This window comes from Bradyrhizobium sp. U87765 SZCCT0048 (assembly GCF_018131225.1).
In the GTDB taxonomy this organism is placed as follows: Bacteria; Pseudomonadota; Alphaproteobacteria; order Rhizobiales; family Xanthobacteraceae; genus Bradyrhizobium_A.
Window position 1 is genome coordinate 124,735 of record NZ_JAFCMM010000001.1, and the last position, 12,734, is coordinate 137,468.

Below are 12,734 nucleotides of genomic sequence, written 5' to 3' on the forward strand. Positions count from 1 at the left end.
AGGGGCTGGCATGCCCTGGGAACATTGTGGCGGGCGAGCGATGGTCAGGAGACCAGACGCGACGCGATGCGACGTTAGTCCGGACGGACCGCGGCGCCGAACCGCCGGATGATCATGTCCCGGCGGGTCTCGTCGACCCGTACGGTCATGTCGTAACGGCCGTCGTGCAATTGCTTGTCCAGCACTTCGGCGTTGCGATGCAGCCAACTGACCCCGGCGCCATCGGCTGCGTCGATCGAGAGTTCGAGGGTCGTGCGCGTTGCGGCAAGGCGGTCCTCGATCGCCGCGAGCAGGGTGTCGATCCCCTCGCCGGTCACCGCCGAAACCATCAGGCTCGGTCGCGTCTGAGGGCGGCGCGCCACGACGTTGGCGAGATTGGTACGCTCCTCCTCGCTGAAGCGGTCGATCTTGTTCCAGACCTCGATAATGCGCTCACCGCTTTCGGGATCGATGCCGAGCTGCTGCAGGATGGCGTCGACGTCGCGCTGCTGCGCCTCGGAATCCTCGTGCGAAATGTCGCGCACATGCAGGATGACGTCCGCCTCCACCACTTCTTCGAGGGTGGCGCGGAATGCGGCGACCAGCATGGTCGGCAGGTCCGAGATGAAGCCCACCGTGTCCGACAGCATCGCCTTGCCGCCATGGGGCAGATGCAACGCGCGCAAGGTCGGATCGAGGGTTGCGAACAGCATGTCCGCGGCCTGGACGTCGGCGCGCGTCAGACGATTGAACAGCGTCGACTTGCCGGCGTTGGTGTAGCCGACCAGCGCGACCACGCGGTACGGCACGCGGCGCCGTCCGGCGCGATGCAGCCGGCGCGTCGCCTGGACCTTCTTGATCTCGTTCTCCAGGCGCGTGATGCGTTCGCCGATCATGCGGCGGTCGGCCTCGATCTGGGTTTCGCCGGGGCCGCCCAGGAAGCCGAATCCGCCGCGCTGGCGTTCGAGATGTGTCCACGACCGTACCAGACGGCTGCGCTGGTAGTTGAGATGGGCGAGTTCGACCTGGAGCGAACCTTCCTTGGTCTTGGCGCGCCGCCCGAAGATTTCAAGGATCAGGCCGGTGCGGTCGAGGACCTTGGCGTTCCACTCCTTCTCGAGGTTGCGCTGCTGGATCGGCGACAGTGCGCAGTCCATCACCACGAGATCGGCGTGATGGGCGCGGACCAGTCCGACGATCTCCTCCACCTTGCCCTTGCCGAGATAGGTCGCTGGACGAATCTGGCCGATCGGCGCCAGGATCGTCTCGACCACCGTCAGGTCGATGGCGCGCGCAAGCCCAGCCGCCTCGTCGAGGCGGGCCTCGATGTGACGGCTGTGGCGATCAGGCGCGTCCGGATCACCGGGGCGCGTTCTCAGATACGGGCCGATGACGATGACCCGTCCGGTGGTTGAGGTGGAGCCCGTCGTCGGGCGATCCGCGCGTGCGTCGTTGGATCGAGGTTCCAAACAGGTCAGTCTCAGGCTGGAGCGTCCTCACCACCTTCGAACAGCTGGATCGGCGCCCCCGGCATGATGGTCGAGATCGCATGCTTGTAGACAAGCTGCGAATGGCCATCGCGCCGCAGCAGCAGGCAGAAATTGTCGAACCAGGTGACGATTCCCTGCAGCTTGACGCCATTGACCAGGAAGATGGTCAGCGGTGTTTTGGTTTTGCGAACGTGATTGAGGAAAGTGTCTTGGAGGTTTTGTGCGCGGTCTGCCGCCATTTTCTTATCTCGCAGCCTTGTTTGGTTTTTTGTTTGTCCGGTTTTGTTGGTTCGGTCGCGGCCTGTCCCCCAGCCTGCAACCTTTCGGCCGTCCCCCGAGATCCCCCTCCGGGCACGACCTGTACAATTAGAGAGCACGCGCTTCCTAGAAGCAAGTCCACTTCGCGCATGAGTTGTGCCGAACGTGCCACATTGTCGAAGAAAACAACGAAAATGCACGGCAAACCACGCTCGAAAGTTGCTGGCAGCCGAATCCGGCACGCTGACGTGTGCGCCTCCTGTGATCACAGCATGTCGGGCTCGTTCATGATTCACACTCAGCAACAAATCTGTTCGCGTTAGGCATATCGTTCTCAGCCGACGCCGAGTGCCTTGAGCTTGCGATGCAATGCGGAGCGTTCCATGCCGACGAATTCCGCCGTGCGCGAGATGTTTCCGGAGAAGCGGCTGATCTGCGCGATCAGGTAATCGCGTTCGAACACCTCGCGGGCCTCCCGCAGCGGCAGGCCCATGATGTGCTCGCCATTGTTGCTGGTCGGCATGGTCGGCACCATCGAGCCGACATCCTGGGGCAGCATGTCGGCGGAGATCACCGCCTCCGGATCGCCGCCGGCGAGAATCATCACGCGCTCGACGTTGTTGCGCAACTGGCGGACGTTGCCGGGCCAGACATGCGATTGCAGCACAGCCATGGCGTCTTCGCCGATCTTGCGCCGCGGCAGGCCTGTCGATGCCGAGATCTGTTCCATGAAATAGGTGATCAGCTCGGGAATGTCTTCGCGCCGTTCCGACAGCGGCGGCACGCGGATCGGCACTACGGAGAGGCGGTGATAGAGATCTTCGCGGAAACGTCCCTCGGCGATCTCGACCTCGAGGTTGCGCGCGGTCGATGACACGATGCGAACGTCGACATTGACCTTGGCGGTGCCGCCGACGCGCTGGAACGTCTGGTCGACGAGCACGCGCAGGATCTTGTTCTGCGTCTCGCGCGGCATGTCGGCGACTTCGTCGATGAACAGCGTGCCGCCGTGAGCCTCCTCGAGGGCGCCCGCCTTGCGACCGCCCTCCTCCGGATTCTCCACGCCGAACAGCTCGACCTCCATGCGCTCGGGCGTGATCGCTGCGGCATTGATCACCACGAACGGTCCTTCGGCGCGCGGCGAGATCGCGTGCAGCGAGCGCGCGGTGAGCTCCTTGCCGCTGCCCGATGGGCCGACGATCATGATGCGGCTGTTGGCCTTGGCGGCGCGGTCGATGGTCTGGCGCAACTGGTTCATGCACGGCGAATGGCCGACCAGCGTGCTCGATACCGGCGCGCGCTGCTTGAGTTCGCGGACCTCGCGCTTGAGACGCGAGTTTTCCAGCGCGCGGGTCGCGACCAGCACGAGGCGGTCGGCCTTGAACGGCTTCTCGATGAAGTCGTACGCACCGCGCTTGATTGCGGCGACGGCTGTTTCAATGTTGCCATGGCCGGAGATCATCACCACCGGCATCTCGGCGTGATCGCGCTTGACCTGTTCCAGCAGCTGCAGGCCATCGAGCTTGCTGCCCTGGAGCCAGATGTCCAGGAACACCATGCTGGGCCGTCGGTTGGAGATTTCCGACAGCGCCTGGTCGCTGTCGCGCGCCGTGCGCGTCTTGAAGCCTTCGTCCTCGAGGATGCCCGCCACCAGATCGCGGATATCGGCTTCGTCGTCGACGATGAGAATCTCGTTAGCCATGAGTCACGCCTGCCTGTTCCGGGGCCCTCTCGGCCTTTGTTTCCGTTTTCGCGGTACCATCAGCATGTCCCGAAGCCGCAAACCGCAGTCTCATCCAGGCACCACGCGCGCCGGGACGAATGTTCGACGCATCGTTGAGTTCGATGCGTCCGCCATGGTCTTCCAACACGCGCCCGACGATGGCGAGACCAAGTCCAGTGCCCTTCTCGCGGGTGGTGACATACGGCTCGAGCAGCCGCGAGCGGCTCTCCTTTGGCAAGCCGATGCCGTTGTCGACGACATCGAGGACGATGTCGTCGCCGTCCCTGTCCGCGATCACCTCGATACGGCCGCGGCCGAGCTCTTCCTGCGGCACCGCGCCGATCGCCTCAGTCGCGTTCTTGATGATGTTCTGCAATGCCTGCGAGATCAGGCGGCGATCGAACCGCGCCCGCATCGGATCTTCCCTAATCTCCGCCTCGATATCGATGTCGGGATGGCCGACCCGCATCAGGAAGACGACCTGGCGCACGGTGTCGGCGACGTCCTCACTCTCCATGACCGGCTTGGGCATGCGGGCAAAGCGCGAGAACTCGTCGACCATGCGGCGGATGTCGTCGACCTGACGCACGATGGTGTCGGTGCACTGCTCGAAGATCGGCTTGTCCTCGACGATCACCTTGCCGAACTTGCGGCGGATGCGCTCGGCGGACAGCTGAATCGGGGTCAGCGGGTTCTTGATCTCGTGGGCGATGCGGCGGGCGACGTCGCCCCATGCCGATGTACGCTGGGCGGCGACGAGTTCGGTGATGTCGTCGAGGGTGATGATGTAGCTGTCGCGCGCCGGATTGTTCTGCTCGGCACTGATGCGCACCGACAGGTTGCGCTCGAAGCTGTTGCGGCTGACCGTGACCTGACCCTGCACCAGGCGCTGCGCGCCTTCACGGGCGTTCGCCATCATCTCGTTGAGTTCGGGCAGCACCTCGGACAGCGGGTGACCGAGGGTCTCCGATTCGGAGTGCCCGATCAGCTTTTCGGCCGAGCGGTTGAGAATGCCGACATTGCCGGAGGCGTCGACGCCGACGATGCCGGCGCTCGCCGACGACAGCACGGCCTCGATGAAGCGCCGGCGGCTGTCGATCACTTCGCTGGCATTGACCAGTTCGTCGCGCTGGGTGCGCAGTTCCTGGGTCATCTTGTTGAAGGTCTCGCCGAGATGGGCGAGATCGCCCTCCGACTTGACCACCGGAACCTGGACATGGAGGTCGCCGGTCGACACCAGATTGGCCGCGCTCATCAGCCGTCGGATCGGCGCGACCAGCCAGTTGGCGAAATTCAGGCCGATCAGCACCGCCGACATCAGCACGGTCAGCGCGATCACCGTGAACATCAGCGCGAAGGCCACCTGGATGCCGAGCCTGCGCGTTTCCAGCGCGGCGTAGAGCGCGGCGCCCTCCTGCGTCTCATGCACCAGCGTGACCACGCGTGGATCGAGCAGCCGCGCAACATACAGGAACGTGTCGGAGAACGCCCGTAGGCGGATCACCGCGGCGACATAGTTACCCTCGGTGATGACCGCGATCTCGGGCTGGTCCTCGCCGACCTTGGCGAGGAAGTCAGTGCGCGGCGCCGCGAAGTTCTGCTGGATGCCGGTCTGGGCGCTCACCAGGCTGTTGCCATCCTTGTCGATGAGCATTGCGCTCGGCAGGTTCCGCGTGGTCGCATCCGACGTCAGCAGGTTGGTGAATGAGACGCGGTCCTGGTCGAACAGCGGGCGAGCCCGCGCGAGGTCCGCGGCCATTCCCATTACGTCGCCGCCGATCAACTGGGCATGTTCGTTGAGGTAGGCCTTGGCAACCGTCAGCGAGTTCTCGATGACGGCCTTGGTCCGCACCGAGAACAGACGGTCGAGGCCGCGGTCGATGGTGACATTGGCGACGATCGACACCAGCACCGCAGGCAGCACGGCGATGAACGAGAAGAGCGCGACGATCTGGACATGCAGGCGGGCCGCGGCGCGGCCGCGCCGGCGGGCCTGGACGACCTTCCAGATCTCGCGAATGAAAATGGCGACCAGCATCAGGATGGTGCCGGTGTTGATCGCCAGGAAGGTGGTGACGACCTTGTCGGTGGCGCGGATCGGCGTGAGTTCGGTCAGGACGACAAAGGTCAGGAAGGCCGACAGCAGCGCGACGCCGACGGCGAACGGCACGACCCACCGCTGCAGTGGCCAGCCGCGCGGTTCGGCGAACGAGGGGTCGAGCGTCTGGGCTGACGTGTCTGCGCTGGTCATTCCGAGGATACGACTTTGCCAAGGTCAGCTAACGGGTGGCGGCACAACAAGTCCGCCTTTCGGCGGACGTCGGACCGCAATTAACTGATGCAACTATACAACATTGTTGCTCAATTGCGACATTTCCGCGGCGCCTCATGCCCGGAAATAACCCGTTCGGCTATCTGCGACCGCGATTCCGGCCGCATATCCTGTGCAAAAGCCGTCGACGGTCAGCCGCCGGTCCGGAACACCTGGATGTCGAGGTCCCGAATCTTCTTTCGCAGGGTGTTGCGGTTGAGGCCCAGCAGATCGGCAGCCCGAATCTGGTTTCCCCGGGTGACCGCAAGGGCTGCGGTGAGCAGCGGCACCTCGATCTCGCGCAGGATGCGGTGATAGAGCCCGGGCGGCGGCATGCCGTTGGGAAAACCGGCGAAGTGCGACGCCAGGTACATTTCGACGGCGCCTCCGAGGTTTTCGACGCTCTGGGGCGCCCCGTTGCCCGAAGCCACGGCCGGCGGCGCCAGTTCGCCCTCGATGACCGATGCGGTGATGACATCCTGGGGATACAGCGCGGCGAGCCGCCGGGCGAGGTTTTCGAGCTCGCGCACGTTGCCCGGCCAGCGGTGCTGCTTCATGCGCTCCAGCGCCTGGGCGTCGAGCTTCTTGGACGGCAGGCCGTCCTTCTCGGCGAGGGCAAAGAAGTGGCGGACGAGGTCCGGCAGGTCCTCGATGCGCTCGCGCAGCGGCGGCAGCCGCAGCGGCACGACGTTGAGGCGGAAGAACAGATCCTCGCGGAACAGGCCCTGCTGGATCAGGATCCGCAGGTCCTTGTTGCTGGCGGCGACGATGCGCACGTCGGTCTTGATCGGCGTGCGGCCGCCCACCGTCGTGTACTCGCCCTGCTGCAGCACGCGCAGCAGGCGCGTCTGCGCCTCCATCGGCATGTCGCCGATCTCGTCGAGGAACAGCGTGCCGCCTTCGGCCTGCTCGAAGCGGCCGGTGGCGCGGCTGTTGGCGCCGGTGAAGGCGCCACGCTCATGGCCGAACAGTTCGGACTCGATGAGGTCGCGCGGGATCGCCGCCATGTTGACCGCGACGAAGGGGCCGTTGCGGCGCTTGCCGTAGTCGTGCAGCGCCCGCGCCACCAGTTCCTTGCCGGTGCCGGACTCGCCGGAGATCATCACCGTGAGGTCGGTCTGCATCAGGCGGGCGAGCACCCGGTAGATTTCCTGCATCGCCGGCGAGCGGCCGACCAGCGGGATGGAATCGAACTCGTTGTCCTCGGGGTGATGCGCCGCCCTCTCCTTCGGTTCGGCCAGCGCGCGGCCGACGATGGCGATCAGTTCCTTGAGGTCGAACGGCTTGGGCAGGTATTCATAGGCGCCGCGCTCGGAGGCGCGGATCGCGGTCATGAAGGTGTTCTGCGCGCTCATTACGATGACCGGCAGATTGGGACGGAGCTTCTTGATCCGCGGCAGCAGGTCGAACGCGTTCTCGTCGGGCATCACCACGTCGGTGATGACGAGGTCGCCCTCGCCCTGGCTGACCCAGCGCCACAGGGTGGCCGCGTTTCCTGTCAACCGCACCTCGTATCCGGCGCGCGACAGCGCCTGATTCAATACCGTGCGGATCGCGGTATCGTCGTCGGCGACCAGTATGCTACCTGCGGGCATTTTTGAAAGTCCTCATCTTGCGCGCTGTGAGGTTGACGTCGACGTTCCCGGTCCGTCGCCGCCAGTGCTCGTGTCGTGCTTGCTGTCGTTCTTGATGTCGCTCTTGGCTTCGTTGAACATCGGCAACAGCACGCGGAAGGTGGTCTTCCGTGGCACCGATTCACATTCGATGATGCCGCCGTGGTCGCCAACGATCTTCGCGACCAAAGCAAGACCGAGGCCACTTCCGGTCGGCTTGGTGGTGACGAAGGGATCAAACAGGTTCGGCATGAGGTCGTCGGGCACGCCAGGCCCGTTGTCCTTGACGCAGAATTCGAGCGGCAGCGACACCCGTGACTTCTTGCCGGGAATCGATAGCCGCACGCCCGGACGGAATGCGGTCGTGAGCTGGATCTCGGCATCGCTGCCCATGTCCATCACGGCTTCTGCAGCGTTTTTCACCAGATTGAGGAATACCTGGATCAACTGGTCCTGGTTCGCGAGGACCGGCGGCAGCGACGGGTCGTAATCTTCGATGAAGCGGATGTCGCGGGCAAAGCCCGACTGCGCCAGCCGCTTGACGTGATCCAGCACCGAATGGATGTTGACGGGACCACGTGTCACCGGGCGCTCGTCGCCGAATACCTCCATGCGGTCGACCAGCGTGACGATGCGATCGGCTTCGTCGCAGATCAGGCGCGTCAGGGTGCGGTCTTCGGGCGAGGCCGCCTGCTCCAGCAGTTGTGCTGCGCCGCGGATGCCGGACAGCGGGTTCTTGATCTCGTGGGCGAGCATCGCAGCGAGCGCGATCACCGAGCGTGCGGCGCTGCGATGGGTGAGCTGGCGGTCCATCTTGTCGGCGATGCTGCGCTCCTGCAGCATGACGACAATGTGCCCCGGCTTCTCGTTGAGCGGCGCGACATGCAGATCGACCTGGCGATCGCCGCCCATGCGCGGCGTGCCGAGATCGACCTTGTACTCGTTGACCGGCGAATTGCTCTGCCGCACCTGGTCGATCAGCGCGAGCAACGGGCTGCCGAACGGCACGAGTTCCTTCAGCGACTGGCGCTGCAGCAACTGGATCGATGTTTCGAAGAAGGCCTCGGCGGCGTTGTTGGCGTCGACGATCTTGCCGTCCGGTGCGACCAGCATCACCGGGTTCGGCAGAGCGTTGAGGATGGCCTCGCTATCGGGCCGCAACTGCGATCGGTGCTCGACGGCCGTGCTCATGCGGCGGATCTCCAGGCAAAGTCATCGAAAGCGGCGCGCAGCGAGCGGCGCACCGCGTCAGGCTCCTCGGCGGTGAGGATCTCACTGCGCCAGCGCCTGAGAGTGTCGGTTGAAGCACCGCTGGTTGCAGCGGCGGCATCGAGTGCCCAACCAAGATGCTTGCGTGCGTGGCGCAGCCCGATTCGCACGCCGTAGTGGGCGAGCACGTCGTCGTACAGCCGGCTGATGTAGCCGAGCTGGACCGCGAGTTCGGGCGCCTCTTCCGCGACACCGGTTTCGAAGCGGCGGCCGATCTGGCCAGGAAGCCACGGCTGCCCCTGCGAGCCCCGGCCGATCATCACCGCATCGGCGCCCGACTGTTCGAGCGCGGCCACGGCCTGCCCGAATGACGTGATGTCGCCGTTGACCACCAGCGGCAGGTCGGTCGCGTCGCGGACGGCGCGGACCGCGCGCCAGTCAGCCTGACCCTTGTAGAACTGGCAGCGGGTACGGCCGTGCACCGTGATCATGTGCACGCCGGCATCCTGTGCGCGGCGGGCAAGCTCCGGTGCATTGAGCGAACGCTCGTCCCAGCCGAGTCGCATCTTGAGGGTGACCGGAACATCGACGGCAGCGACCGTGGCTTCGATCAGTGTCAGCGCATGATCGAGGTCGCGCATCAGCGCCGAGCCGGACTGGCCGCCGGTGACATGGCGGGCCGGGCATCCCATGTTGATGTCGATGATGTCGGCGCCGGCGTCGGCGGCAATCTTCGCGCCTTCCGCCATCCAGTGGGCTTCGCAGCCGGCAAGCTGCACGACATGCGGGCCGATGCCGGCCGCCTCGCACCGCAACTGCGAACGCGGCATGCCCTGCGCCAGGTCTTCGCTCGCGGTCATTTCCGACACCACGAGCCCGACGCCGAGTTCGGCCACGAGGCGGCGGAACGGGGCGTCGGTAATCCCGGTCATCGGCGCCAGCAGCACGCGGTTGCCGATCGCGATGTCGCCGATGGCGACAGGCGGTCGCTGCGTCGGCGATGGATCCTGAAGCACAGGCTCTGACAAAGCTCTTCTCGTTTCACCACTGCCGCGACATTGCGGCTATTGCATCGCGCAAATTTTGAGCATTCGCGCGCCTTGCCTACAGTTTAGCCAAATCTCGTTTGCATGCAAGTGCAGCGCAGCAAAATGCACCGATTTCGCGCAACTGCGACCATGTGCCTATTCATGCTGCAGGCGTACAGGGAAATATCCCGAAAAATCATAGGGGTTAGACAAGGGCGGAATTGGGTCCGCCGCGCCGCCCTCGCCGTCCCCACCGCAGGTCAACAAAAGGAGGAGGCGTGCTGTTTTCGTCGCCGTCATGCTATGGGCTGGTCCGGAAACCGACTCCACCCCGCTCCTCCATCCATAACACGCTTCAAAGACAGATATTTCATGACGAATCGACCGAAAGCCGCCGCCATCATCGTCGCCGCGGGGCGCGGCCTGCGCGCCGGCCCCGGCGGGCCGAAGCAATTCCGCTCCATTGCCGGCCGCACCGTGGTGGCCCGGGCGATGGCGCCATTCTGTGCTCATTCCGGCATCATCGCGGTCCAGCCGGTGCGCCATGCCGACGATGCCGCGATCTTCGACGAAGCCATCCAGGGACTGACCTGTCGTCCGGCCGTCGCCGGTGGCACCACGCGCCAGGCTTCGGTCCGCGCCGGCCTCGAGGCGCTCGCGGCCGACGCGCCGGACATCGTGCTGATCCATGACGCTGCGCGTGCCTTCGTCACCGAGGCGGTGATCACGCGGGCGATCGCCGCGGCGGGCCAGACCGGTGCCGCGATCCCGGTGGTCGCCGTGACCGACACCATCAAGCAGGTCGACGCCGCGGGCGCGGTTGCCGCGACGCCGGACCGCGCGACGCTGCGCATTGCGCAGACACCGCAGGCGTTTCGCTTCGACGTGATCCTCGAGGCGCATCGGCGTGCCGCGCGCGAGGGGCGTGATGATTTCACCGACGATGCCGCGCTCGCCGAGTGGGCGGGATTGACGGTTGTGACCTTTGAAGGCGATGTTGCGAACATGAAGCTGACCACTCCCGAAGACTTCGCCCGCGAGGAAGCCCGCCTCGGCGCCGCGCTCGGCGACATCCGTGTCGGCACCGGCTATGACGTGCATGCCTTCGGCGACGGCGATCACGTCATGCTGTGCGGGGTGCGGGTGCCTTACAGCCGCGGCTTCCTGGCTCATTCCGACGGCGACGTCGGTCTGCATGCCATCGTCGACGCCATTCTGGGCGCGCTCGCCGACGGGGATATCGGCTCGCACTTCCCGCCGAGCGATCCGCAGTGGAAGGGCGCCGCGTCCGACAAGTTCCTGGCCTACGCCATGGACCGGGTCGCCGCCCGCGGCGGCCGTGTCGCGCATCTCGAAGTCACCATGATCTGCGAGACGCCCAAGATTGGTCCGCTGCGCGACGCGATGCGCGCGCGCATCGCCGAGATCACGGGGTTGCCGCTCACGCGCGTGGCGGTCAAGGCCACCACCAGCGAGAAGCTCGGCTTCACCGGTCGTCAGGAAGGCATTGCCGCCACGGCGAGTGCGACCGTGCGCCTGCCCTGGACCGACTGAGCACGGATGACCGCATGGAGCCGGAGCGCCTGACATGACCAGCCGCGATCCTCGCGCCCTCGCCCGCTCCCTGCTCGACCTGTGCCGGATGCGCAAGCTGACGATCGCGACCGCCGAGTCCTGCACCGGTGGCCTCGTCGCCGGCGCCCTGACCGAAATCCCCGGCTCGTCGGACGTGATCGACCGCGGCTTCGTCACCTATTCCAACGAGGCCAAGCGCGAAATGCTCGGCGTGTCGGCGTCGACGCTGGAGACCTTCGGCGCAGTCAGCAAGGAGACCGCGATTTCGATGGCGGTGGGTGCGCTGGAGACGGCGGATGTCGATCTCGCGGTGTCCATCACCGGCATCGCCGGCCCTGGCGGCGCGACGCCCGGCAAGCCGGTTGGCCTCGTGCATTTTGCGGTCGCCGCCCGGGACGGCCGGATCGTCTCCCGCGAGAAGCGTTTCGGCGCGGTCGGGCGCAGCGTCGTGCGCCAGTCGTCGGTGATCGAGGCGTTGAAGCTGCTGGCCGAACTGGCGCGCGGTCCGTCGAGCGCGGTCAAGCGCCCGCGCGCTGCCGCCCATAGATCACGTCGGCACGCTTCTCGAAAGCCGCGGCAAAGCGCTGGAACGCGGCGTCGAACATCGCGCCCATGAGCATGGCGAGCATCCGGCTCTTGAATTCGTAGGAGATGAAGAAGCCGACGTTGCAGGTGGCCTCGCCTGTCGGCTCGAACGTCCAGCGGTTCTCGAGGCGGCTGAACGGCCCCTGCAGATACTCGACCATGATCTTCAGATTTGGACGATCCAGCGTCACGCGACTGGTGAAGCGCTCACGCACCAGCTTGAACGACACGGTCATGTCGGCGACCACGACCTCGGTGCCGTCCTCCTTCGGGGTGCGGCTGCGCACCTTCAGCGCCTCGCATAGCGGCACGAATTCGGGATAACGCTCGACGTCGGCGACCAGATCGAACATCTGCTCGGCGTTGTGCTGGACGCGGCGGCGGTTGGAAAATTGCGGCACGCTCAGGCTCCGATCGTCACGGCAGCGGTCGACCGGCTGGCGAGATACTGGTCGGCTTCGCTGCGGCTGGCGAAGCGCACGAAGTGCTGGTCTGGGCGCAGTCCCTTGAAAAAGGCCAGCAGTTTCGGCCGCTGCCTGGCGCGGTAGGTCCAGACATAGCGGATGAATTCGAGGTCGAGCCGCTCCGGACAGCCTGCGGCCATTTCGGGGCGGACCTTGCCGTAGCTGCGCAGGATACGCAGCAGGATTCCGGTCATGCAGACACGGCGCGGCAGGTCGAACCAGAAGATGGTGTCGGCCAGCGTGCGACGCAGCAGGCCGGCGCCCTGACTGAGATAGTTGCCGTCGATGATCCATTCCGGCTGCTCAGCCGTCTGTGTCATTTGCTGCTCGAACGGGCCCGGCTCCGATGGCTGCCAGCCGGGCTGCCAGTACAGCGCGTCGATCGAGACCATCGGCAGGCCTGTCGCCTGCGACAGCCGTCTGGCGAATGTCGATTTGCCGGATCCCGAAGATCCCAGAACCAGCACGCGGCGCATGATGAGTGGTCCGAAGCCGCCTG

General features: G+C 65.5%; 11 protein-coding genes. 2 read left to right on the forward strand and 9 right to left on the reverse strand.

Annotated features, from left to right (window positions below; translation table 11 throughout):
* Window positions 1-74 precede the first annotated feature (74 nt).
* The 7 genes from hflX to dusB form a co-directional block, all read right to left on the reverse strand.
* Window positions 75-1,448, reverse strand: a complete 1,374-nt coding sequence (hflX, locus tag JQ639_RS00560; RefSeq protein ID WP_211969997.1) for a GTPase HflX — start codon at window positions 1,446-1,448, stop codon at window positions 75-77.
* A gap of 11 nt (window positions 1,449-1,459) precedes the next feature.
* Complete coding sequence (gene hfq, locus JQ639_RS00565; protein WP_006020546.1) at window positions 1,460-1,708, reverse strand: RNA chaperone Hfq; 249 nt, start codon at window positions 1,706-1,708, stop codon at window positions 1,460-1,462.
* Between the two features lie 353 nt (window positions 1,709-2,061).
* Window positions 2,062-3,429 (reverse strand): nitrogen assimilation response regulator NtrX, encoded by a 1,368-nt coding sequence (gene ntrX, locus JQ639_RS00570; protein ID WP_211969998.1) that lies wholly within the window; start codon window positions 3,427-3,429, stop codon window positions 2,062-2,064.
* Complete coding sequence (locus tag JQ639_RS00575; protein WP_211969999.1) at window positions 3,422-5,701, reverse strand: sensor histidine kinase NtrY-like; 2,280 nt, start codon at window positions 5,699-5,701, stop codon at window positions 3,422-3,424. Before JQ639_RS00575 ends, ntrX begins: the two co-directional genes overlap by 8 nt.
* A 212-nt stretch (window positions 5,702-5,913) precedes the next feature.
* Window positions 5,914-7,356: a nitrogen regulation protein NR(I) gene (gene ntrC, locus JQ639_RS00580; protein WP_211970000.1), complete on the reverse strand. Its 1,443-nt coding sequence runs from the start codon at window positions 7,354-7,356 to the stop codon at window positions 5,914-5,916.
* 12 nt (window positions 7,357-7,368) lie between these two features.
* Complete coding sequence (locus JQ639_RS00585) at window positions 7,369-8,565, reverse strand: two-component system sensor histidine kinase NtrB (RefSeq protein ID WP_211970001.1); 1,197 nt, start codon at window positions 8,563-8,565, stop codon at window positions 7,369-7,371.
* The gene (gene dusB / locus JQ639_RS00590) at window positions 8,562-9,611 is read right to left on the reverse strand and encodes a tRNA dihydrouridine synthase DusB (protein WP_211970002.1); all 1,050 of its coding nucleotides are present in this window, start codon (window positions 9,609-9,611) and stop codon (window positions 8,562-8,564) included. Before dusB ends, JQ639_RS00585 begins: the two co-directional genes overlap by 4 nt.
* A gap of 372 nt (window positions 9,612-9,983) precedes the next feature.
* Here dusB and JQ639_RS00595 point away from each other — a divergent pair, with 372 nt between their 5' ends.
* The gene (locus tag JQ639_RS00595) at window positions 9,984-11,165 is read left to right on the forward strand and encodes a bifunctional 2-C-methyl-D-erythritol 4-phosphate cytidylyltransferase/2-C-methyl-D-erythritol 2,4-cyclodiphosphate synthase (RefSeq protein ID WP_211970157.1); all 1,182 of its coding nucleotides are present in this window, start codon (window positions 9,984-9,986) and stop codon (window positions 11,163-11,165) included.
* Between the two features lie 34 nt (window positions 11,166-11,199).
* Complete coding sequence (locus JQ639_RS00600; protein ID WP_211970003.1) at window positions 11,200-11,802, forward strand: CinA family protein; 603 nt, start codon at window positions 11,200-11,202, stop codon at window positions 11,800-11,802.
* On the opposite strand, the gene JQ639_RS00605 is transcribed toward JQ639_RS00600, so the two are convergent.
* Window positions 11,705-12,172 carry a type II toxin-antitoxin system RatA family toxin gene (locus JQ639_RS00605; protein WP_211970004.1) on the reverse strand — a complete coding sequence of 156 codons (468 nt, stop codon included), beginning with the start codon at window positions 12,170-12,172 and terminating at the stop codon, window positions 11,705-11,707. The genes JQ639_RS00600 and JQ639_RS00605 overlap by 98 nt on opposite strands.
* Before the next feature lie 2 nt (window positions 12,173-12,174).
* Window positions 12,175-12,711 (reverse strand): P-loop NTPase family protein, encoded by a 537-nt coding sequence (locus tag JQ639_RS00610; RefSeq protein WP_211970005.1) that lies wholly within the window; start codon window positions 12,709-12,711, stop codon window positions 12,175-12,177.
* Window positions 12,712-12,734 lie beyond the last annotated feature (23 nt).